Source organism: Desulfitobacterium sp. LBE, from assembly GCF_007830365.1.
Classification (GTDB): domain Bacteria; phylum Bacillota; class Desulfitobacteriia; order Desulfitobacteriales; family Desulfitobacteriaceae; genus Desulfitobacterium; species Desulfitobacterium hafniense.
On the sequence record NZ_VLKD01000001.1, the window covers coordinates 2,524,636 to 2,547,740 of the forward strand.

The following is a 23,105-nucleotide window of genomic DNA, read 5'->3' on the forward strand; positions in this document are numbered from 1 at the left end:
TGAGTCGGCTTTTCCGTACAAGTCTTTATCTCAAATACAATTTACTCTTCCTTGGGAAGGGCGTTCAACCCATTTATCGGTTCTCCCCGCTGTGATATAATCGGTATGCCCCTAATTCCACTATTATAAACACTAAATCAGCTTACGCCCATGATTCCACAAGCTTGCTAGATTTGATTTATGGCGGCTCAAAGGAGGAACTATGGATATAAACGCTATGGATATAAAACGCATCCTCCACCCTGCCGATCTGGTGCCTTATATGGAAAAGCTGACCGCCGCCAAGGTCATCGCGGTGGACACCGAAACCACCGGACTGGACCCCCACACCTGCCAGCTCCGGCTGATCCAGTTGGCAGCGGAAGACCTCCCGGTGCTTGTGATCGACTGCTTTTCCTTCCTGCCCGAAGGCCGGGAGCTTATCAACGCTATCCTATCCACTTCAGGCATCAAAGTCTTTCAGAATGCCAAGTTCGATCTGCAATTTCTGATGGCACTGGACATCTTTCCCCCAACTCTCTTTGATACCATGCTGGCCTCCCAGCTTCTGCGGGGCTCAGGGGGCCCCGTTCAGTCCAATTTGAAGGCGCTGGCCCAGCATTATTTAAATGAGGACCTGGACAAAGAGGAACAGACCAGCAACTGGCAGGGAGAGCTGACGGAATCCCAGATCCTCTATGCCGCCCGGGATGCGGAGATTCTCCTGAGACTGCGCAAGGTGATGATCCCGCAAATCCTGGAAAACCACCTGACCCAAATCGCCGGGATCGAGTTCCGTTGCGTCAAAGCCATGGCCCATCTTGAGTACCGGGGTATCTATCTTGATCGGCAAAAATGGCAGGAGCTTTATGAGAAAACGGAGGCAGAACGTAAGACAGCCCTTGACGAGCTCTATACCTATGTAGAAAGGCCTCTGATGCAGATGAGCCTCTGGGGGGAAGACGTGGCCATCAATCAAAACTTTGAAAGCCAGCAATTTGTTTTGAACGTACTGCACGAGCACGGCATTCCGGTGGCTGCTACAGCCAAACAAGACCTCTATCCCTATCGCCGGCATCCCTTAGTCAAAACTCTGCTCTCTTACCGGAAAGCCGCCAAATCCATCTCCGCCTTTTTGCAGCCTTTTACACCCCTGATCCACCCAGTGACGGGACGGCTCCATCCCCGCTACGGCCAGATCAGCGCCTGGAGCGGCAGAATGAGCTGCTGGAATCCCAACATCCAGCAAATTCCCCGGGATTCGGAATTCAGAGCCTGTTTTGCCGCACCACCGGGGCGGAAATTAATTTTAGCCGATTATTCCCAGATCGAATTGCGGGTAGCAGCCCAAATCTCCGGAGATACCCGGATGATTTCAGCCTATCAGCAAGGCGAGGACCTGCATCTGCTGACCGCTTCCCTTGTCGCTCATAAACCCATTGCGGAAATAACCCCACAAGAGCGTCAGGCTGCCAAAGCCGTGAATTTCGGATTGATCTTCGGCATGGGGGCACCCGGACTCCAGCAGTACGCCCAGCAAAATTACGGTGTGGAGATGTCCCTGGAACAAGCAACAGAATTCCGGGAGCGTTTTTTCAAAGCCTATACCGGAATCCACCGCTGGCACCAGTCCATTAAGGCTCATCTCCCGAAAGAAGGGCGAACCTTAGCCGGCAGGAAGTTCGTCTATTATGAAAAAGCCGGGTTGCCCGGATACTATAATACACCTGTCCAGGGAACCGCGGCGGATATTGTGAAAAAAGCCTTGGGGCTTTTGATTGAACGCTTAGCGGGAACCGATACCTATATCGTCGGGATCGTTCATGATGAGATTCTGCTGGAAAGCCCGGCAGAAGAAGCTCATACAATGGCTGCTTTACTTAAGTCCACCATGGAGGAAGCCGCTAACGCCATTTTGCCCAAAGTGCCGACGAAAGTTGATGTGCTCGTTTCGGAGAGCTGGGCGGAGAAGTAGAATTAAGCTATTTTATAGGAACAGAGTTTTGTGGCAGTTGCAGCATAAGCACAATACTATGCAAAGCCGCTACGCAAACACCAACTTGACTGATGGATTTCCATGATAAGACCGAAGCTATAATACATACTACTAAGCAAACTCGCACTGCCTTTCCCGTATTCGCTTTTCTGATACCGAGTAAGAGCAGAAAAACGACAACAATGGATAAAAGAGCTGTGATAATGGGGAGCCAGTTACCATATCCGAAGGGCATCAGACTAAAATATGAAAAATATCTAGTTACAAGTTCTGTGGGACCAGGTGCAAATGTCATAGCTATACCATATGGCGTCGCCATCAAAATTATGGCAATCAACATACAGCAAATCGAAATACCTTTTTTCACCATAATCGGTCCCCTCCTCTACCTCAGGGTTCATTCAAACTCCATTCCCAATAATACATATTCCTCATTGAAACCACATCTTCGATAGAATCCCTGCGCTCCTTCATTGGCCCTCTCTGTTCCTACTTCAACTTCATCAAAGCCTCTTTTTAAAGCTTCCTCTTGAACCATTTGAACCAACCTTTTGCCGATTCCTTTCCCGCGCTCAGCCTGAGTAATGATCAGCTCATTAATGAGTGCCGTACCACCCTTATGAAAAACCGTTCTATAGAAAATCGCGGAAATGAATCCTACCACTTTTCCCGAAATCTCCGCAACTACATTTAAATATAGCTCTGGTCGTTGCTCCATTTCCGTAAAGATTTTGTTCACATCGCGGAAGGCGATTTCATCACCTTGGGCTACTTCCCTGAGCTCATTCATCAACTTAACTACGTCAGACAAATCATCCCTCTCACACAGTCTGATAATTACTTCCGACATAAAAATACCTCTTTTCACTTTGTTCCAAGTATCTTTCTTTCCATATTTCATTATCTATAGTTGGAGAATCATTTTAATATGAGGAAGTCCTGTTTTAGGGGATGAAAAACTATCTCCAGTGACCACAAAAGCGAATTTTTTATAAAATTTGGTTGCTTCTACTTTTGCGCTTAAGGTTACTCTATCCTTTTTATCCAAGCGGGCTTTATCAAGTAAACGCTTTACCAATTCACTTCCCAAACCTTGATTCCGATATTCCTCGTCCACAACTATCTGTGATAATATTGCTTCCTGACCTTCATAATTCAATCTGGCATATCCATTAACTTTTCCCTCCGTAAGACAAATCATATGAATTGCTGTGTCCTCATATGAGTCAAAGACTATCTCCTGCTTAATATTCCATGGCCTGAAAAAGATCCGGTAACGCAAATCCACGGCCTGTTGATATAAGAGGTTATCCATATTTATAAATACATATTCAAACATTGTGGCCTCCTAAATCAGGTGTCAAAATACTTGGCAATGATAGCAACTGAGCTTACCCGTTAATTTCCTTGCGGTGCTGCAAGTGGATACCGATATGCCCGATTCCTAAAACCACGACCGCTATCAAAAGCCAGGCTACTTTCCCATAGATGCCAAGCAAAAAAAACGCCATAACAGGCAGTGTCGCACCGGCTACAGGAACACCGCAAAAGCTGCTATAAAAGTCCCGCAATGTCTTTTGGCTTCTGAAATACCGAAACCACCAAACCTCGTACATAAGCATTAGTATTACTGCAGCAATAAGCCACAGCGTCCATAGAGACCACGGGCGAAGATTAAAGTCCGAGAAAATGAGGGCCGTACAGGTAACAAGAACCTGACCGATACGCTCAAAGAACAACAGGACCTTATTCTCGCTTCGAAAATCATACCCCTGGGGCTGATGCCTTATCCATAGGAGGTTAGGAATTGTCAGCATCAGCAGAAAAATCAGCCCTATATATGAAAAACCCAGATGGCCCATTGCTTTATCCTCACTTCTGCGTTCTCTTACACTGACATTTCTGAGCAATCATCTTATTCATCGCATGTTGGTGCAGTATGCCGGAGGAATCACAGTCAAAAATCACTTCTGAACATTCTTGAATCAACCAATCATGATAATGTGTAAATAGTTCACCTGAAACCCATTTGCACGCGGTCGGCTCTTTTTCCGGAGGTGGATCTATAAACGGTTTGTTTACAAACACATTAAAGATATGCAAACCATTAGGGTTGGTAAATTGTTTATAGTTGCTGAATATCTCTTCCCGCAATTGAGGTTTAACATAATGCAAAACACCACTTGAAAATAGGATATCAAAATTAGTATCTAAGCGGTAATCCAAGATATCTGCCTTAAAAACTTTAACTTGGATACCGGCATTGTCAGCGAGATGTTTTGTTTTCTCGATGCCGGCATCAGAAATATCAAATGCGGTTACGTCATAACCATTCCTTGCAAAGAACACAGCGTCTTTCCCTTCACCGCATCCGATATCCAATAGTTTTAAACGAGTAGTTGGCGGCATTAACTCAAGTACACGCAAACACATTTTTGAAGGCACAATACCCCAGTAATACTCCTGAGTCTTATATTCCTCCTCATAGATGGTTATTTGCTTATCATAAGAAACATAACCCAGTAACTTATCAATGCTTATATCCAATAGTTGTGACAACCCCGGCAACAGGGTTATGTCCGGCAAAGTCTGAGCCGTTTCCCACTTTGAAACGGCTTGAAATGTTACTCCCAGTTTCCTGGCCAGCTCTTCTTGGGTAAGCCCTTTTTCCTTGCGGTATCTGCAAATATTTTTAGCCAATTCACCTTTCATGATTTCATGCTCCTCTCTACAGGACTTATTTTATTGTTCGGAAAGGAGCAATTCAATAACTCCACAGTTGAAAATCTTATCTACTCAACCTATGGTTGAATAACCTTAATGGTTAAATACTTTATTCGTTCCAACCACATTCATCATTCTCCAGTCGCAGGCGCTCTGTCTTATAAGGCGTGATCGCCCTTTATGTACCATGATAGATAAGCTTTGAAGAGTCTATATTATTAAAAAGCTCAAATTCAAAGGTTTCCCAATACCATTGAGAATCAAAGACGTTATCTCTGGTGATGCCATCGGCTAATTGAACCGAAATCTCTTTATCAACGATTATGGGTCTCCTGCGGCCAAACGATTTATATGATTCGTCAAAATCAATAAATTTTTTATTAAAATAGACTGTCCACGAATCAGGCAGATACATTCTGATTTGAAAATCGCTCATGTCTTCTCTATAATCGGTTAGTTCCAACTTTATATTCATTGTAACGTCATGATCTGTTATGCTTGAAATTTTAATGTCGATATCCTTAAAATCTATAGACCTCATTTCGTTATTTAGGTTTGATAGATAGATTGTTTTTGCCATATCCAGCGTTCCCCTCATTGCAGGCATTACCAGTATAAGCACAATGATAGTTATCAATAACTTGCTTTTGTCTGCAAACCACTCCAGCCTACACAATCCTCTTATACCGACAAATAGCATTATTAATGGAACCAGGCCGGATAGATTAAGAACTGAGTTTTCAAATCGAATCGGCTTAACAATATACTGTATCATCGAATATGAATCCTGCGGCAGTTTATACAACAGGATCACTGATATAAATATAATGCCTAAGTATATAAACGCTCCCTTCAAATTTTTCCCCATTTCAAAATCCCCCCTGTCCTAAAGAACATTCCGATAGGATTATTCCTTATAACGTTCTGAGTGTCTGCGGCGCCGGATTATATCTGCATATTCCCCCGATGCCACAAACCCTCTGTTGTATGCTGTGCTGCACTTTCTGTCCGAAGCCCGCTATTTTAAATTCGGTGCTCCCCAGCGACGATGTTCCAAGCAACACCGAATTTGTCTGTCAAAGCAGCATGGAATGAACTATAAAATGTTACTCTTCACCTTCCATAATACTTGCTCAGCATCACTAGCTACAACTATTATTTATCGCGGTACTCATTCATTTTATCAACCAACTCATTATGACAATTCCATTATCACTTACCGCTTTCTTATCAATAAAGGTCTGGATTTTACGAACTTTCAGAGCCTCCCCAGATTTATTGAGCCGCTTTAAGATTGATTATAATCTTTCCATCCTCATATTGAATTAAGCGCCCTGCCTTTATTCCTGCTCCCCCAACCCTATCACTTACCAAACTGCCTGTGCGGAATATTGACAGCAAAAATCCTATCAGACACGTATTAATCAGCAAAGCCCGCCCGCCATAAGAGATAAAAGGTAGTGACACAGGGTTAAATACTAAGAAACCCAAATTAAAAGCAATATATGTCAAAACCTGTATCGCAAATGTTAAAATAATCGCTAACGAAACAAGTTGGCCAAGGGCACTTTTTTGTCTCTTACTCATGAGCACAGCCCGGACAATAAAGACCGCGAAAATGACTAAAATACCGATCAATAACATCCAGCCAAACCTATGTGTCAAGTAAGTCAAAAGGAAGTTAGTATTTATTTCAGGTAAGATCTTTGCTATCGGATAGTATCCATAATCGCCTACAGGCAAGCCTTCTCCAAATAACTGCGAATGCGACAGCAGCTTTTGAACAAGAGTTGCCATATATCCAGCTCCTGTGGGGTCTGACGACGGATTCAATGCAGCTTGCAGTCTAGTTCTAACGTAATATTGATTTATCATCGTAAAAAACATAGTTGAAAAAATGACCCCAGAGGGAAAATACACCATAAACAAAGCGTATAATTTTCTTACCCTAAACCATCCCTTGGCAACGGCAACTGTTAATATAATAAGGCAGGAAGTGCCAACCAGAAAAAGAACCGTTAAGTAATGCATAAACGATATTAAAATTATCGGGATAATTGCTAATGCACCGCAAAAAGCAAGCCCCCAATATCCCTCATTGCGCATCCTATACACAAGCCCGGCAAAAATGGTGGGGAACAGCAACAGCGGATAAATTGCAGTATTATATCCGGCAATCCCGCCACCGGAAAGCCAATAATCACCTAACGCTATAGCCATGAGCAGCCCATAAATAATCAATGAGTATTTCCCTATAATCGTAAAGTCCAGAAAATAAGCAGCCAAGAAAACAATCACAGCCAGTCCGGCCCAAGTAACTTGTCTGTAGAACCGTTCCATTCCATCATTGATATCCGTTCCTATAATGAACTGAATAGAGAGCCCCAAAATAATCAATAAAGCTGTTATAGCCAGCAGCGGCCAATCCGGCTGGGGCCTGTGCGTACGATCAAGCTGCTCACCAACCATTACCGGATCACCCATTTCTGCTATAGCCCTGATCGCAGCCGTTTCCTCATCAAGGCCGTCTCTTTGAAAAGCATCCTTTTGGTCAGCCAAATGGTTTTCGATTTCCTCTAAAACATAGGTTTGAGCCCTTTTCCAGCGTATCTGCCGGCGGACAGTTTCCAAATAATCGGCAAATTTATTGGACTGTAGCAAAGTCTACACCTCCCAAAACATTATTGACAGCAGAGGTATAAACTTTCCACTCTTTTGTTTTCTCGTCCAAATACTTGCGTCCTGTTTTGGTAATACTGTAGTACTTGCGCACCCTCAGATTACTCGTGCTTTTTTCGTAAGAAGTGAGCATATTTTTTTGTTCCAAGCTATGAAGCAGCGGATACAATGTTCCTGCTTTTAACTCAAATATGTTCTGCGATTTTTTGCTCAGTTCTTCAATCATTTGATACCCATACATATCCGCTTCTTCCAGTAGTTTTAGGATAAGCATAGTGGTGCTCCCGGTTAACAGGCTTTTATCAATTGGCATAAGAACAGCCTCCTTATATAGATGATCTATATAGGAGTATAGTATATCGACAATCTATATATGTCAATAAGCTAAATTATTTTAACTTCTTTTTAAATCCCTTATATGCTTCAGGTCTATACCCTACAGATTCATAAAAATTACAAGCATCAATTCTATTCGCTTCAGTAACAAGAATTATCTGGTTACATTTCTCTGCTGCTCTTCTTTCTAGTTCCGATATCAGCGCCCTGCCAATTCCACGATTTCTATGCTCTTTATCAACGATCATATTTTCAAGAACCAAAAAAGATTTGCAATCCCCATACAGTTCTTCGCAGATCACGCCCATAACAGAACCGACAAGCTGATTGTCTTCAACCGCACTGAGCAATAGGTGAGAACCATTTCCCTGAAATTTCTTAAACTGTATGTACATCGTATCAATAGAGGAGTCCTCACCCCAAAATTGTTTATACAATTGAGCCAGTTGTGGAATATCCTCTTTAATCATGTCACGCACTATCATTGAGATCCTCAGCCTTTCATAAAATATAGCTGCATTTATCAGCCGAACATAGGAGGTCGGCATTATGGTCCGTCATATAATATTCTCGGGGTTCCCAAGCATCATATACTATTCACATAGTCTAAGTTTCTAATCTGACGTCTCCTGCCCTCAAAATCGCTTCCCCAAGCATTTACCAAAACAGTTATCTAGTACACAAGCACTTCTGACGGCGCCCCTAGAGCCTCCGCATAGTTTAGATTTTTATATCTTTACGACCAAATAACTTTTTTACACAATTGCTTGATCATTCCGGAAAAAACAAGCCACACGAAGGACACTCCTGGCAATCTACAGGTATTTTATACTGGCATGCAGGGCAGATGCACTGTTCAGTTGCTAGATTCTCTTCATCACTTTCTCCATATAAACTCAATAAATCTTCTACTTTAATCCCGTCAATCTCAAGTACCTCCAGCTCATCCGTATAAAACCATTTGATAACTCCTGTTTTATCACATACCGCTGCAACAGGTATTTCCCCGCTTTCCTCACAGGGTAGTAGACTGCCCCCTAAAAGACTTGGCCTTGTTGCTTTATAGGCACCATACCCAGTACCAATCAAAGCGTATACTACTTTCGTATCTCTGTGCTGAACAATGGTCGCCATATTCTCATCACCACCAAAAAATGAATCAAATATAATAAAACAAAAACCCAGTTTGACCTATACGTTCTGTGTGGTCCCTCAGCCTCTTAATCGCATTCAGTGTGTTATTTGCTAAACATTGTTACCATATCTTCAAGTTCTTCATAAATAAGCACTTTCTTTGAAATTCCGAGCATTGTATTTGACATTTCAGAACCTTTTTTTGCAACTATGTACACTGGTATTCCTTTTGCATATGCGTATCCCGACTCTATTCCTAAACCGACACCTTTTTCGGTTACATCAATTACAACTACATTGCTCGAATCGATTTCTTTGAAAGTTGCCTCCATTAGTTCGTTTGGAGCAAGCGTCACTGAACCCCATTTTTCTTTGTCACGGATTATGCAACTAGTCTCATACCCCGCATCTTCAAGAATCGAAGCTATCTTTTCGATTGTAACCCTATTTCTGCAGTCATGATGATACTTAATTCCAATATATGCTTTCATAAGTCAACTCCAAATAATAGGTATTGTTTTAGAAGGTGCCCGACTCTCTATGAGCATGCTCAGCTACCAAGACCAGACTCTATCGACAGCTTCATATGACCAACCAGTTCTATAATCTCATGCTCTCGTCCTTCCCAACTATCATTGCCTTCTCCACGATAGGCTCTTCGGGCTAAATCAAGCAGAGCCGCTTGTTCTTTTGGTAGCCGGGGTATAGCCCATGCAGCAGCTGCATCTTTAGAAGAAATTTCACCAACTGTCACTGTCAGCCACATTCGTGCAAGAGTCAGGATTACATTACGCTCATCACCCTTAATACCCTCCATTAATCCAGGCATCGACTCCTTAATTGCTCTGCGAATATCTTTCATCGGTACGAGATCGAGCATGTCTGAAGCATCAGGCCCCACCAATGAAATACTATTCTCTCTTATTTGCTTCAGCACGATAGCCAAATCAGGATCATAAGCTGGTTCTGGGATTTCTCCTCCCTTATACTGCTCCCTGAGCCACTCACCATAGATAAATTCATTTTTGGGAGGGTATCGCCAAGGTACAACATCAGTTTTGTTTATAATCGTAACTTCAAGAGGTCGGATAGAATCAGTATTTCCTATCTTACCAGAGACCTCCATCAATCTGGTGACGAGGCCTCTTCGAGCTTCTGCTGGTAGTCTCCGATTAACAACCACGAGAACATCTACATCACTGTTTACTTGCAAGCCGCCAGCAACCGCTGAACCGAAGAGATATACTCCTACTACTGCACTACCGAGCAGCTCCTGTACAATCTTGAGGGCTTGAGTTGCTTCTAACGGTATTGTTTTGCTCTCTGTACTCATCTACTATAAATCCTTTCATCTATCCCTCGAATCGGAGACATTGAAAACAACCTGAATATGATTCTTCTGCTCTGAACCCAATTACAGTTCCGTACTATTAAATTGCTTTTTGTAAATCTTCAATATTTACTCTACCATGTGTTATCTTGTTTTCATTTGTTCTATTCTTCCAACATAAGAATATTATTGCCATCAAGATCTTTAACATTAAGCTCTTTCCCACCCCAAACAGCAGTAATCGGTAGGTCAAGAATGACATTTTTTTCTTTCAATTCACGGTATGTTTCATCAAGATCATCACAACGAAAAACAAATGTGACTGCACCGAAATTTGATTTACCCCATTTGTTTTCGTTCCAAATCCAAATAACGGGTTCTTTAATGTTGAAACCTAAATTCTACTCCGTCATAGCTGCATTGACTTGGGTTTTCAGTTAAAATCGGAATACCTAGCTTTTCATTATAAAATTTCACAAGTAATTCGGGATTTTTTGATGAAATATTTATGCCACCAAAACTTTTTATCATGTTATTACACCTCTCACAAAATAACAATTCATTACTTCAGTTGACCAACCAACACTCAAGCTTTTGCTTCTCTTTTCATTTAATCTTTTTTAGCAATACATGATTAAAAAAAGAAATATTTATAAAATCTCTTATATCCGATACCTTCACTTCAAGTTCAAACATTCTTTCTTGCCAGCTTGTGTCATATTTAATTTCATTATTTGAATGTAAAGCAAAAAACGTTCTAATTCCAAGCACATTCTCAATATTAATCTCTAAACCACTAATCCACTCTTTAATATCATTCAACTCATAATAATCAACTTTTCCAAAATAAGCCGCTTCGGCCATCCCCCCGTTGAGCAACATGATTGCCGCATCCAAATTATTTTCAAAAACAACTTTTTGCATGATTCTTCCTGCGTGATTATGTTTTACGATAGATAATATTCCATTGGGTTTAAGCACTCGGTAGAGTTCTTTAAATATATCGTTTCGCTCTTTCGTATACTCTAAAACATTGTGGCATACTACCACATCAAACGAAGCATCTTGTTGCTGTCTTAATTGTTCTAAATCCCCTACTATCTGTTGATAACCATTTTCACATATTCGCATTTCTACCATTTCGACATTTGGTTCAATTGCAACCACGTCATTGTTCTTTGATAAATAATTTGCGGTAATTCCCAGCCCACTTCCGAAGTCAAGAATCTTAGAATTGATTATTGGATGAATTCGAGATAATTGTTCCCAAACAATTCTATAGTATAAAGTATTCCAAGGTTTTTTCATGTTCTCATAATATGTTTTTAAATCATTACTCATCAAGTTTCTCCAATACTCCCCCCACCCTTCCCCTTCTCTTTCAACATACTGCATAATCATACTTAATTAGCTTTTATCGGTTGATTTATATAGTGTCCGGCGTATTCCTGAAGTCTGCTTATTACCCGCATATCTTCTCAGACTCTTGGCAATACGCTGTTACACGACAAATTATGCCCCAAGCTCAGCGACTATCATGGATGGAAGTTCCTAGATCACTTTCAAATTTACTGTGTTTATCTTCAAGATTTCGTATATATTGTTTCATAATACTTCTGTTAATTAGAATCCGGCTTCATAATAATACCAGTTATCTGTAATCTTTTCGGTATACATCCAATTATCGCTATTTGGATTTTCCCACTTTTCCTCCCATCTCCAGCCATCCCCATCTGGTTTAAACTCCACAGATTGTGCTTGAAATCCCAAAGGCCTATCATTACTGATGTAATAGAAACCATAATAGACAGAATTCAGAACTAATCCACTTCCAGAACAATAAAAATCAACAAATTTCTCTTTATTACGCAGTGAATATGGGGTTATCTTCTTTATTCCTATTATTCTGCTCGCTTTCTCATACGTCTGATTCTTGATGCATTCGTTCAAAAAATTTTTATGTATGTATACAATTAAAAAAATTTTTTCTTTCTTAAAACCAAAAAACGACATTATAATAACTACAATAGCGATAAAAATGATTATATTCTTATATCTCTTGAAATTTATATGCTTCAACATCTGAAACACCACCTGGCTGTAAGATCCTAAGGAGTTTTGGCAGTTCTGAGGAGTTACGCAGCATCCCAACCACATGCATCATCTTTTAGTTACGGACTCCTCTGTTATATTATGGATGGCACCCTGATTCAGAACTGCCATGTAAAGGCAGCCCTTGAATCCAATCATCTGCGCATTACCGGTTATTTTTTATGATATTCTATAAAGTCTCTAATGTTAAGAAACTTATCAACATCATCTTTATTATTTGCTACCAAAGAACTCAATGCTTCATGAGAAGTGTTTACTAACCAAAGCTCTTCACTTTTTCTAAAAGACAAATCTTCAGGCAGATCTGGCTGTACCCATGAATGCAAGGAACTCGAAACCTCTTTTAGAGTTCGCTTTGCCTATACATCGGCTCTAAAGTAATAAACTAATGCAGGCCTTTCTCCACAGTATATTGTCCCTGGCCATTCATATTGTTCCTTTACTTCTTTAAGTGAACATGACAGTCTTTCTAAAACACTCTTTGCATTCAGTGACACATAGATACTTTGTCTTACAACTAATATAAATTCATCACAGCATTCAAACGCTAGATCGATTAGAGCCTGATATACTTTGCCTTTTGGGTCAGTAGAGATAAAACATCGATTAACCTCTCCCCATGAACAAGTCCGGCTAAGGAAGGCGGCTTTGCGCCATCTATCATATAACGTCCCGAGGGTTTGCGACGCGTTCCACCCATCATTCATTTTATCAAAGTGTCTCTAAACCTCTCAGACTCCAGCGGAGTGAGCAAGTAATCTTGAATATAGTCGATTAATAGCCTCATCACCATGCTTAGATTCCTGGCTTTGCTCCCAGCCAGCCTTCATCCGGGTGATCTCTTCAACTAAATACCCTTCTACAACTATTTTCTCATCTGGGAGCTGGGAATAAAGCAACTCTCATAGAGCTCCCCCTCCCTCAACCCCAATATATCCCTATTTCTCCACAAATAGTTTTAATCCTGCAAATTCTGACTGATTATTGAACGAGACTACACTCTGATATAGGCGTACTTTTTACCAATTAGTTCATGAATCTCAAAAAACAACCGGATAAGCCTTCAGTCAGGGGGATCATCCGGTCGGTGATTTAGCTTAAATACCCAAGAGCTAGCCAAAAATCTCCTATGCTATGCTGAATATTGGAATATTGAATTCCCGCGTTTTTAGCAACCTCCATGTGTAAATCACGGTTACTTCAGCAAGATAAAGAATTTTACAGACTTAAATCTCTTTTTCAAATATCAAATCAAATTGTCTTATTAAACCGTAACCCGAAAACACAGTTGGAATTGCAGTAATAAATCGCCAACCTTCTTCACTATATTTATCAATTAGCTCCCTATGTTCTGAACTTCTAAACGTTCCTGCTGCCTTTGCCTCGACATAGATATATTTATATATTTTAATCACCCCCTCTCTTTTAAATTAGCTTACTATTTTTCATCTTTCTCACTTAGAGGGTAAGAGTGTTTGGGGACATCAAGTCCAAGCAACCCTTGTTCAATGTGGTAATCACTCGCTCATTCATACTATTCATCGATACGATAAAACCAAGCAGAGCAAAATTGATGACGCCTGTGAATTGGCTAAAACGATGCCCATTCCCCCTAAGTCAGGCTATGCCTTGGTCGATTCTTGGTATACATGCTCTAAACTCATGAACACTTATGCAGCAAGAAGTTACCAACTGATTGGAGCTCTTAAAACCAACCGCATCCTCTATCCTCAAGGGATTCGAGTTCGTCTCGATACCTTTGCCTCTTATGTGACCCAAAAGGAAGTTCGCCTTGTGACAGTGAACGGTTCATCCTACTGGGTTTATCGCTATGAAGGAGCTCTCAATGATATCGGGAATGCCGTCGTCTTATTGTGTTGGCCGAAAGAAGCCTTTCAAGAATCTAAAGCCCTGCATGCCTTTCTGTGCACAGATGTTTCCTTAGAAACACAAACCATTTTGGATTACTACAGCAGACGATGGCCCGTTGAGATCTTCTTTCGACAAGCCAAGGGCAATCTTGGTTTCAATGGCTACCAAGCGCGGTCGATCCGTTCCATTGAAAGGCTTTGGACATTGCTTGCTTTTACCCATTTGCACTATACTATTGGGCTGGGAAAGCCGCTACCCTTTGGCGCTGGACTACGGAGAGTCAGAAAAGAAGTAAAAGGGCACTACATTCAATGGATTTATAGTTGTGGTAAAAAGGGAATACCTTGGGATGACATTTTAAAACATCTAAAAGCTGTATAGGGGGAAGTCTCGCCAAGTTTCTGTAAATATTTGTAACGAAAAATACTCATTTATAGATAATTACCTTTCTTCAGGTGATTATTACAGGTTGTATAATCGTTATTGCATATCCACGATCAGATCGTAGATAATAGTCACTGCTTTAGCAATATCAGCATATTCGGTCCATTCGACGGGGCAGTGACTCCTACCGTCCTTGCTAGGCACAAATACCATCACCGTATCTATGCTCTGACCGATAGCCAGGGCATCGTGACCGGCTCCGGAAGGCATGCGCTGCCAACTATAGCCATGAGTTTCGCAGCTTTTTTGCAGCATGGACAACATGTTCTCGCTCAAGTCGACTGGTTCAATGGTTAGCTTGTTGTGCATTTCCCAGGAAGCACCATTCGCCTTGCAGGCCTTATCCAGTTCCGCCCGGATTTTGGCAACGATGTCATTGATATTATCATTGTTGCGGGAGCGTATATCTATCGAAAACTGAACTTCTTCGGCGATAATATTCATTCCACCAGGGAGTACTTTAACAAAGCCGGTTGTGACCACGGTTCCATCACCTTTTTCCCGAGCCCAATCAGGTATTTTAGAGATTACCTTGGTGGCAGCCGCTACGGCGTCAATACGCATATCCATCGGAGTTGTGCCGGCGTGATCTGCACGCCCGTGCACTGTAACGATAAAACGTTGGATGCCCACAATACACTCCACAAGACCAATCTCCACTTTTTTCTGGTCAAGCACCGGGCCTTGCTCAATATGCACTTCGATAAATGCTTTGATTTTGCTCAGATCTTGTTTGGCTTTCAGCACATCCTCGGGAACTAGGCCGTATTCTTGTATCGCCTTGTAAACGGATACATTATCTTTATCTTTATATTGATGCAGATCCTCAAGAGTAATCTGCCCCAGCATTGCTTTGGATCCAAAATAACCGGTACCAAATCGCATGCCCTCTTCGTCACAAAATCCTACGACTATAAAATTGCGTTTAAGTTGCACACCATTTTCTTTTAGCAAGTGGGCAATTTCTATGCCGGCTACGATACCGGCCAGCCCATCAAAATTCCCTCCATTGATCACGGTGTCGTAATGGGAGCCGACTACTAGCGCCGGAGCCTGCGTATCCTCGCCTTCCAGTACACCGATTACGTTTCCGGCCTGATCCTCATTAACCTTCAGTCCTGATTCAGCCATCAAAGTCTTGATAAAATCTGCAGCCTGACGCGCTTCTTTGGTAAACGGAAGCCTGGTGCAACCATGACCGGGGGTTGCCGTGAATGTGGAAAGCTTCTCTAATTTTTTTTGTATATTAATTGAAATCGTATCTTTATCCATTAATTTATACTCCCTCCTCTAACATCTTTTGCAAACAATTATACGGGAATCCCAACTTACTTTACGCTATCTTCCTGCCATTCCACGACTACCGATCATGGTATTGTTCCATATTCTCTTGGATATCAGGAAGCCTTTTTGTTCCACCACCTTCCTGTCTCCCAATTTGAGCCAAGGTCATAAGCCTGCTCCATAGCCTTTCTTGATTGACCATTAATTTTACCCCCCTTGTAGAAAGCATTGGAAATTACTAAGAATAGGCAACACATATATTTATAATGTGTTGCCTACAAAATATCTTTAAACAGTTTGCCACCTGAGTTTATACCCTGGACTAATCATCTAACGTTTCAAAAACCACCTCTCGTCCCCCATGTAAATGAATCGTTTGCCCAAATTCAGTAAGTTTCTCATTTCCTTCAATGATTGTCATAAAATGATTTGCTGCTAAATTGCCATTAGGACATGAAAGTACACAACCACCCCAAGGAATCCATATCTCCCCACCCATTTGTAAGTGGGGAATATTTCCGGGGTACATCATTACTTCCCCTTTAGAAGGCCGGCATGTTGCCTTTTCAAAAGGCACCCCATGACCAAGGTTTTTAAGACGAATAAAACTTGCATTACCACTCCAGGAAACGTGAATCATGGTTTCTTTGTACGGTAATAGGTTTAGAAACCACTCACAGGTTTTGGGACTCTTCTCTTCTTCTAATCTTCCAACGAAAGAGAATTCACCAGAGGTAATTTTAATGCGTGTCATTTACTTTCTCCTTTAAAAAATTAATTATTATTATCCATTAAGGGATATACTTACATATTTTCCATTTGAGTTTATACCCTGGACTAATCCTCTGACTTTTCAAAAACTACCTCTCGTCCCCCATGCAAATGAATTGATTGCCCAAATTCTGCAAGTTTCTCGTTTCCCTCAATTATAGTCATAAAATGATTTCCTGCTATATTACCATTAGCACATGAAAGTACACAACCACCCCAAGCGAGGAATATCTCCCCACCCATTTGTAAGTGGGGAATATTTCCGGGATACATCATCACTTCTCCCTTAGAAGGTCTGCTTGTTGCTTTTTCATAAGGCACTCCATGGCCAAGGTCTCCAAGGCGAATAAAACTTGCCTTGCCACTCCAGGAAACATGAATCATGGTTTCTTTGTAAGGTAATAGATTTAGAAACCACTCACAGGTTTTGGGGCTCTTCTCTTCCTCTAATCTTCCAATAAAAGAGAAATCTCCAGAGGTAATTTTAATGCGTATCATTTACTTTCTCCTTCCAAAAAGTTAATTGCTATTATCCAAACTATTTAAAAAGTACGACTAGCAGTCAGATTCCTATTTTTGCTTCACCTTTATGTCAAGAAGTAAAAGATTTCTGTCTGGGTTAGTTTTGAAGGTAAGGTTAGAACTTAAACCCGTAAAGTAACTTTCAACATAAAGCGGAATATCCGGCAGCTCTTGAGCAATTATTCCTTGAATTTCTCTATATTGTTGGACTCGTTCTTCAAGGTTCATATTTTGTTTGGCCTTCTCCACTAATTCATCTACTCTGGCATTTTTATAAAGACCAACATTTTCTTGTTGAGCCTTTGAGCTATATAGATCCATAAATTGAGAAGCGTCAAGCAGTGGATTACTTTTTCCGCTTAAACATAATCCTTCAAATTTTCTGCCGTCACGAACTTCCGCATAGCGACTGGATTCAAGAATCTCTATCTCCGTTTTAATACCAACTTCCCCAAGCATGGCAGCAATCATTTGAATAACATCTGTGTCCATTAAATATTTACCTTTGGGGCCATTCAGCTTAATTGTAAAACCCTTCTCATAACCGGCTTCTTTCAACAATTGTTTAGCTTTCTCAGGATCGTAGCGGTAAGTATTATATAATTTGGGGTCAGACCCGGTGGCCTCTTCGGTAACTTTTGTCAAAGTAACTATTCCAGTTCCTTTTAACACTTTATCAACAATTTGTTTGTCATTGATCGCATAGTCAATTGCCTGACGAACCCTTACATCTGCTAACGGTTGTCCTGGAGTCAAGTTTGTTAGCAAATGGATAACTTGAGAGGTTTGTCCCGTAACAATCGATACGCCCTTCGTGTTATTTACTCTGTCCCATTCGGCAGGAGGAACATCTTCAGCATATTGCACTCCTCCAGTAATTAACTCGGATACACGCGTTGTCGCTTCAGGAAGGGCCCGAAAAACGATTTTATCCCAATCCGTTACATTGCCCCCGAAATAATCCTTAAATTTTGTTAATACTAATTGACCATCCAATGCAAAGTCTGCCACTTGGAAAGGACCTGAACCAACAGGCTTTTTCATAAATACATCCCAACCATTTTCCTTCAGATACTTTTCCGGTAGAATACTTGCGGAATAATGAGCTAGACGGGACAATAAAAGCGGGTAAGGGTACTTAGTAATAATCTCAAAGTTCAGATCATCAATAACCTTAACATCTTGAATTGTTGTAAAGTTAGAATTTCTCAGTAACTTTGGATCGTTCCTAACGCGATCTAAGGAAAATTTAACATCGTTAGCAGTTAATATGTCGCCGTTATGAAATCTGATGCCTTTTTTTAGAGTAAAGTGCCAAGTTGTATCATTAACAAGCTTATAATCTGAAACTAAACTTGGTAAAATATCATATTTATTGTCTTTGTTAAAGTCCCTTATAAATAGGGTGCTAAAAACATTGTTAAGAGTACCATTAGCACTCGAAGTATTTTGAACGTCAAAATTGGGGTCAACGCTTTTTCGCCCTAGTGTTAACACATTTTCTTTCGCAGAGCCTGTGTCGGATTGATTTTTATTGTTGCTACAAGCTGGGAGTACTAGCATTGATATAGTCAAAAGCATAACAAGCAACAGATGCCTTTTATTAAGTTTTTTTTTCATTTTATTTCCCCTCCATGAATTTTAAAACTAATCCTCTAATTTTGCCTTCTTCAGCTTCTCAATTTATCACCCCCACGCCATTTTTTATTTCCAGGATTGTTCCGAACTCAGCAGATAACACCTGCATCTCTTTGAGAATTCTCTGTCCGTCTTCCGCCGCAGCAAGTTCAGGAAAACCCTTTCTGGATCGAGGCCGATTAAACCCGAGAGTAACTGGATGAATAACAGATCTCCTGGGTCTGCGTAAGTACTCGCTCCAACACCTTATCCAAATTTTCAGCTGACTGATCTCTAATATTACCTTTTCAGTATCATCCCGTTATTTAGAGAAGCAACGAATGTTCCTTGACTAGAAGTAAGAGGAAAATGACAAGCTGCCATATGGCCATCTCCACGATCCACCAGCAAAGGTTCTTCCATTTTGCATTTTTCTTGTGAGTAACTGCATCTTGTATGGAAACGGCATCCCGAGGGTGGATTAGCGGGACTTGGCATATCACCTTCCAAGATGATGCGTTTCTTCTGCTCACGCAAACTTGGATCAGGGATTGGTACAGCTGCGAACAACCCTTCAGTGTAAGGATGTTTAGGAGAACTAAAGATTTGCTCTTTACTGGCTAATTCCACTATTTTACCCAGGTACATGACAGCGATCCGATCGCTGATATGCTTAACTACCGGTAAACCATGGGCGATAAAGATATAGGTGAGTTGAAATTCCTTTTGAAGCTTAGAAAGAAGGTTTAATATCTGGGACTGAATGGATACGTCCAGAGCTGAAACCGGCTCGTCACAAATAATAAGTTTGGGCTTTAAAGCGAGAGCCCGGGCGATACCGATACGTTGTCTCTGCCCACCGCTGAATTCGTGAGGATAACGGTCGATAAAACTGGAACTTAAGCCCACGGTGGTCATTAATTCCGTGACCATCTTACGCAGTTCTTTCCCGGACGCAATCTCGTGAGCGATGAGCGGTTCGGCAATAAGCTGGGATACCCTCATTCTCGGATTTAAACTCGAAAAGGGATCTTGAAAAACAACCTGCATATCTCTTCTTTTTTGGCGAAGTTCTTTAGGGGAAAGTTGCAGATAATTTCGTCCTTCAAACAAAACTTCCCCTTCCGTCGCTTCCAGAAGCCGAAGGATCACGTTACCGGTTGTTGATTTGCCGCAACCAGATTCACCGACAATCCCTAGTGTCTCGCCTTCATATACTTTAAAGCTGACGCCGTCAACTGCTTTGAGATATTGTTTCTGCTTTTGGAACCATCCTTTGGTTATATCAAAATATTTTTTTAAATTATTGACCTCCAGAAGCGGCTTTTCTTTTTCTGAATTCGTCATCCAAATTCACCTCCTCAACTTCATGCAGCCAACAACTAACATGATATTTTGGTTTGATTTCCAAAAGCTCCGGCGGTTGTTCGATACACTTAGCCATGGCCAGCGGACAACGGGGATGAAAACGGCATCCTTTCGGCATATTAGAAGGTATCGGAACGGTACCTCTGATTGAAACCAGCTGATCTTTTAACTCATGAATTTTCGGAATACTATTGAGCAACCCTCTCGTATAGGGATGTTTAGGGTGATTAAAAAGAGTGTAAATATCCCCTACTTCAACAACTTTACCAGCGTACATAACAATAACGCGGTCAGCCATCTCAGCAACTACGCCAAGATCATGGGTAATTAACAAAATTGCCGTATTAAGCTTCTTCTGTAAGTCCTTCATCAATTCCAGTATTTGAGCCTGAATCGTAACGTCTAAGGCTGTAGTAGGCTCATCCGCTATTAATAATTGGGGATTACAAGATAAAGCCATGGCTATCATGATTCTTTGGCGCATTCCTCCGCTTAACTCAAACGGATAAGAATCAATTACTTTGTCAGCCCGGGGAATATTAACTCTCTTTAACATTTTGATGGCTTGTTCTCTTGCCTCTTTCTTTGAAACGTTTTGATGCAAAAGGATAACTTCAGAAATCTGAAAACCAATTTTATAGACAGGGTTTAAAGACGTAAGGGGTTCTTGAAAAATCATCGAGATATCATTGCCTCGCAACTTTTGCATCTCTCTTTCAGAAATCCGGGTTAAATCTTTATCATGAAATAAGATGTGCCCTTCTTTGATCTTTCCCGGTTTGCTGACAAGTCCCAATATAGAAAAAGCAGTAACACTCTTGCCGCAGCCGGATTCCCCAACCACAGCGACAACTTCGCCTTTATTCACCTCAAAGTCAACCCCATCAACCGCGGCAACCTCTCCCTGATCCGTTTCAAAGCAAGTTCTTAAATTTCGTACGCTGAGTAATATTTCAGTTGACATTGCGATCCCTTCTTTCATTAAGATCTACGTCCTTGAGAACGTGGATCAAGCAGATCACGTAACCAGTCTCCAAAGAAAATAATGCTTAGTACTGTTAAGGTGATAGCAATCCCGGGAAAAGTAGCCAGCCACCAGCTTGTAGCCAGGTACATTCTCCCTTCACTTAACATATAGCCCCAAGAGACCGTAGGCGGTTGAACGCCAAGACCCAGAAAGCTCAAGCTAGCTTCCGTAAGGATTACTGAAGAAATATTGATTGTGCATATTACAATAAACGTCGAAAAGCAATTGGCCAGCATATGCTTAAACATTATTACCCGGGTTTTTGTCCCAATAGCATAAGCAGCTTTCACAAATTCCCGTTCTCTGAGACTCAGTACCTCTCCTCGAATAAACCGAGTATACTTGGTCCAAGTCGTACATCCTAACACTAAAATCAAGGCCATAACACCTGGTTTAAACACGCTGATAATGACCAGGACGAGCAAAACATTAGGAAGAGCTAATAAAGCCTCAACTAATCTCATAATAATATGGTCAATTATTCCTCCGTAATAGCCACTAACGACCCCTAGGATTGCTCCTATGGTACCTGCCACTGCGACCGCACATATACCGACGATGAGGGAAACTCGCGAGCCATAGATAATACGGCTCAACAAATCTCTTCCCAAATTATCTGTTCCGAGAAAATACGCCGCATTGCCACCTTCCATCCAAGAAGGCGGGAGAAGCATTACATCCAAATCGATTTTATTCGGTGCATGGGGGGCAATTTGTCCTGCAAATACAGCAATGAAGATAATGCTCAGGACACCTAATAAACCTAACAAACCTGTTTTACTTCGTAATAAAGACTTTAATAATACTCGTAAACGATCTTTTTCCTTGCCTATATCGTATTCTGCTTCCGAACGCATTAATTCTGATTTAGTGTCTGTTAGCATATTCTCACCCCCCATTTAATGAAATTTAATCCTTGGGTCCACCGCACGATACAAAATGTCTGCTACTAAATTCATGACCACGATAGCGGTAGCACTAATCATCACGCACGCTTGTACTACAGCCATGTCGCGGAGATTAACTGCTTGAACAAGCAATTGTCCCATGCCAGGCCAAGCGAAAACAGTTTCTGCGATCATCGATCCGCCAACAAGATGCGCAACTTGCATAGACATAATCGTAACAACGGGTATCAGGCAATTTCTAAAAGCATGCCGGAACACAACAATATAGCCCGGCAATCCTTTACTTTTTGCTGTCCGTACATAATCCTGTTGTAAGACTTCCAACATATTAGACCGGACCAAGCGGGTCATCTCAGCTGCTGAATTCCACCCCAGTGTAATCATTGGCAAGACCAAATGAGCCGGGCTCCCTCTTCCGGAAACAGGAAATATCGGAATAATTACAGCAAAGGCTAAAATAAGCATGATTCCCTGCCAAAAACTAGGCATTGCTTTTCCCAGAACTGAAGCCCCGGTAATTAAAACATCGGAAAGCGAGTTTTGCTTTAGCGCCGATAAGATTCCCAGCGGTATCGCAATTCCAACGCTAAATAGCATTGCAAAGAACCCCAACTGGATTGTCGCCGGCAATCTTTGCATCACAAGATCAAAGGCCGGTATATTATAACGATAGGAAATTCCGAATTGCCCCGTAAGAGCATTCTTTAAAAAAATACCGTATTGAACATAAAAGGGCTGATTTAAGCCTAGAGCATCCCGCAGGCTTGCGACTTGCTCCGGTGTCGCTTCGTCCCCCAGCAGCTGGACAATAGGATCGCCTGCTACATAAACTAAGGCATATAATATGAATGAAATAATGAACAATACAGGTATAACCTGTAGCAGCCTTTGCAAAATGTATTTTCCCATATTTTTCACCTCGAATTAATAGGAATTTAATTAGGAATATTCAAACAACTAATACTAAACAACGCCCTAAACATTCTCGCGAACAATGGTGAG

The 23,105-nt window shown here is 41.3% G+C and carries 26 protein-coding genes and 1 pseudogene; 2 read left to right on the top strand and 25 right to left on the bottom strand.

The window, feature by feature from the left end:
* Positions 1-202 precede the first annotated feature (202 nt).
* Positions 203-1,954, top strand: a complete 1,752-nt coding sequence (locus DESLBE_RS11965) for a bifunctional 3'-5' exonuclease/DNA polymerase (protein ID WP_144676971.1) — start codon at positions 203-205, stop codon at positions 1,952-1,954.
* A gap of 7 nt (positions 1,955-1,961) precedes the next feature.
* Here DESLBE_RS11965 and DESLBE_RS11970 read toward each other — a convergent pair whose 3' ends face one another.
* The 16 genes from DESLBE_RS11970 to DESLBE_RS12050 form a co-directional block, all read right to left on the bottom strand.
* On the bottom strand, positions 1,962-2,345 hold the full coding sequence (locus DESLBE_RS11970) for a hypothetical protein (RefSeq protein ID WP_015943126.1): 384 nt from the start codon (positions 2,343-2,345) through the stop codon (positions 1,962-1,964).
* Between the two features lie 27 nt (positions 2,346-2,372).
* Positions 2,373-2,825 (bottom strand): GNAT family N-acetyltransferase, encoded by a 453-nt coding sequence (locus tag DESLBE_RS11975; protein ID WP_243131302.1) that lies wholly within the window; start codon positions 2,823-2,825, stop codon positions 2,373-2,375.
* Positions 2,826-2,879: 54 nt separating this feature from the next.
* Positions 2,880-3,314, bottom strand: coding sequence for a GNAT family N-acetyltransferase (locus tag DESLBE_RS11980; RefSeq protein WP_144676975.1), 435 nt, complete (start codon positions 3,312-3,314; stop codon positions 2,880-2,882).
* A 52-nt stretch (positions 3,315-3,366) separates the two neighbouring features.
* Positions 3,367-3,837 (bottom strand): hypothetical protein, encoded by a 471-nt coding sequence (locus tag DESLBE_RS11985; RefSeq protein ID WP_144676977.1) that lies wholly within the window; start codon positions 3,835-3,837, stop codon positions 3,367-3,369.
* Positions 3,838-3,847: 10 nt separating this feature from the next.
* Entirely contained in the window at positions 3,848-4,687 is an 840-nt protein-coding gene (locus DESLBE_RS11990; RefSeq protein WP_144676979.1) for a methyltransferase domain-containing protein, read from the bottom strand.
* A gap of 190 nt (positions 4,688-4,877) precedes the next feature.
* Complete coding sequence (locus tag DESLBE_RS11995; protein ID WP_144676981.1) at positions 4,878-5,567, bottom strand: hypothetical protein; 690 nt, start codon at positions 5,565-5,567, stop codon at positions 4,878-4,880.
* A gap of 407 nt (positions 5,568-5,974) precedes the next feature.
* Positions 5,975-7,360, bottom strand: coding sequence for an FtsW/RodA/SpoVE family cell cycle protein (locus DESLBE_RS12000; protein ID WP_144676983.1), 1,386 nt, complete (start codon positions 7,358-7,360; stop codon positions 5,975-5,977).
* Positions 7,344-7,691 carry a helix-turn-helix transcriptional regulator gene (locus DESLBE_RS12005; RefSeq protein ID WP_011461784.1) on the bottom strand — a complete coding sequence of 116 codons (348 nt, stop codon included), beginning with the start codon at positions 7,689-7,691 and terminating at the stop codon, positions 7,344-7,346. The genes DESLBE_RS12000 and DESLBE_RS12005 overlap by 17 nt, the downstream gene beginning before the upstream one ends.
* A 76-nt stretch (positions 7,692-7,767) precedes the next feature.
* Positions 7,768-8,199 (bottom strand): GNAT family N-acetyltransferase, encoded by a 432-nt coding sequence (locus DESLBE_RS12010; protein ID WP_144676985.1) that lies wholly within the window; start codon positions 8,197-8,199, stop codon positions 7,768-7,770.
* 286 nt (positions 8,200-8,485) lie between these two features.
* The gene (locus DESLBE_RS12015; RefSeq protein WP_144676987.1) at positions 8,486-8,848 is read right to left on the bottom strand and encodes a hypothetical protein; all 363 of its coding nucleotides are present in this window, start codon (positions 8,846-8,848) and stop codon (positions 8,486-8,488) included.
* Between the two features lie 104 nt (positions 8,849-8,952).
* Positions 8,953-9,339, bottom strand: coding sequence for a nucleoside 2-deoxyribosyltransferase (locus DESLBE_RS12020; RefSeq protein WP_005808741.1), 387 nt, complete (start codon positions 9,337-9,339; stop codon positions 8,953-8,955).
* Positions 9,340-9,398: 59 nt separating this feature from the next.
* On the bottom strand, positions 9,399-10,181 hold the full coding sequence (ant(9), locus tag DESLBE_RS12025) for an aminoglycoside nucleotidyltransferase ANT(9) (protein WP_144676989.1): 783 nt from the start codon (positions 10,179-10,181) through the stop codon (positions 9,399-9,401).
* A gap of 603 nt (positions 10,182-10,784) precedes the next feature.
* Entirely contained in the window at positions 10,785-11,519 is a 735-nt protein-coding gene (locus tag DESLBE_RS12035) for a class I SAM-dependent methyltransferase (RefSeq protein WP_144676991.1), read from the bottom strand.
* A 282-nt stretch (positions 11,520-11,801) separates the two neighbouring features.
* On the bottom strand, positions 11,802-12,260 hold the full coding sequence (locus DESLBE_RS12040) for a hypothetical protein (protein WP_144676993.1): 459 nt from the start codon (positions 12,258-12,260) through the stop codon (positions 11,802-11,804).
* A 182-nt stretch (positions 12,261-12,442) separates the two neighbouring features.
* Entirely contained in the window at positions 12,443-12,616 is a 174-nt protein-coding gene (locus DESLBE_RS27030) for a hypothetical protein (protein WP_243131303.1), read from the bottom strand.
* Positions 12,617-13,516: 900 nt separating this feature from the next.
* Positions 13,517-13,705: a DUF4177 domain-containing protein gene (locus DESLBE_RS12050; protein WP_243131304.1), complete on the bottom strand. Its 189-nt coding sequence runs from the start codon at positions 13,703-13,705 to the stop codon at positions 13,517-13,519.
* 28 nt (positions 13,706-13,733) lie between these two features.
* Between DESLBE_RS12050 and DESLBE_RS12055 the strand changes: the two are divergent.
* Positions 13,734-14,543: pseudogene (locus DESLBE_RS12055) on the top strand (transposase); the annotation flags it as partial.
* A 99-nt stretch (positions 14,544-14,642) separates the two neighbouring features.
* Here the strand turns inward: DESLBE_RS12055 and DESLBE_RS12060 are convergent.
* The 9 genes from DESLBE_RS12060 to DESLBE_RS12095 all read right to left on the bottom strand — a co-directional run bounded on the left by DESLBE_RS12060 (position 14,643) and on the right by DESLBE_RS12095 (position 23,012).
* Positions 14,643-15,878, bottom strand: a complete 1,236-nt coding sequence (locus DESLBE_RS12060; protein ID WP_144676995.1) for a M20 family metallo-hydrolase — start codon at positions 15,876-15,878, stop codon at positions 14,643-14,645.
* 88 nt (positions 15,879-15,966) lie between these two features.
* Positions 15,967-16,092, bottom strand: coding sequence for a hypothetical protein (locus DESLBE_RS27305; RefSeq protein WP_282433884.1), 126 nt, complete (start codon positions 16,090-16,092; stop codon positions 15,967-15,969).
* A 120-nt stretch (positions 16,093-16,212) separates the two neighbouring features.
* Complete coding sequence (locus tag DESLBE_RS12065) at positions 16,213-16,644, bottom strand: DUF3830 family protein (RefSeq protein ID WP_144676997.1); 432 nt, start codon at positions 16,642-16,644, stop codon at positions 16,213-16,215.
* Positions 16,645-16,727: 83 nt separating this feature from the next.
* Positions 16,728-17,159 carry a DUF3830 family protein gene (locus tag DESLBE_RS12070; RefSeq protein WP_144676999.1) on the bottom strand — a complete coding sequence of 144 codons (432 nt, stop codon included), beginning with the start codon at positions 17,157-17,159 and terminating at the stop codon, positions 16,728-16,730.
* Between the two features lie 72 nt (positions 17,160-17,231).
* Positions 17,232-18,803, bottom strand: coding sequence for an ABC transporter substrate-binding protein (locus tag DESLBE_RS12075; RefSeq protein ID WP_144677001.1), 1,572 nt, complete (start codon positions 18,801-18,803; stop codon positions 17,232-17,234).
* Positions 18,804-19,100: 297 nt separating this feature from the next.
* Positions 19,101-20,147, bottom strand: a complete 1,047-nt coding sequence (locus tag DESLBE_RS12080; protein WP_144677003.1) for a dipeptide ABC transporter ATP-binding protein — start codon at positions 20,145-20,147, stop codon at positions 19,101-19,103.
* Positions 20,104-21,150, bottom strand: coding sequence for an ABC transporter ATP-binding protein (locus DESLBE_RS12085; protein WP_282433885.1), 1,047 nt, complete (start codon positions 21,148-21,150; stop codon positions 20,104-20,106). Before DESLBE_RS12085 ends, DESLBE_RS12080 begins: the two co-directional genes overlap by 44 nt.
* Positions 21,150-22,079 (bottom strand): ABC transporter permease, encoded by a 930-nt coding sequence (locus DESLBE_RS12090; protein ID WP_144677005.1) that lies wholly within the window; start codon positions 22,077-22,079, stop codon positions 21,150-21,152. Before DESLBE_RS12090 ends, DESLBE_RS12085 begins: the two co-directional genes overlap by 1 nt.
* Positions 22,080-22,094: 15 nt before the next feature.
* Positions 22,095-23,012, bottom strand: coding sequence for an ABC transporter permease (locus DESLBE_RS12095; protein WP_144677007.1), 918 nt, complete (start codon positions 23,010-23,012; stop codon positions 22,095-22,097).
* Positions 23,013-23,105 lie beyond the last annotated feature (93 nt).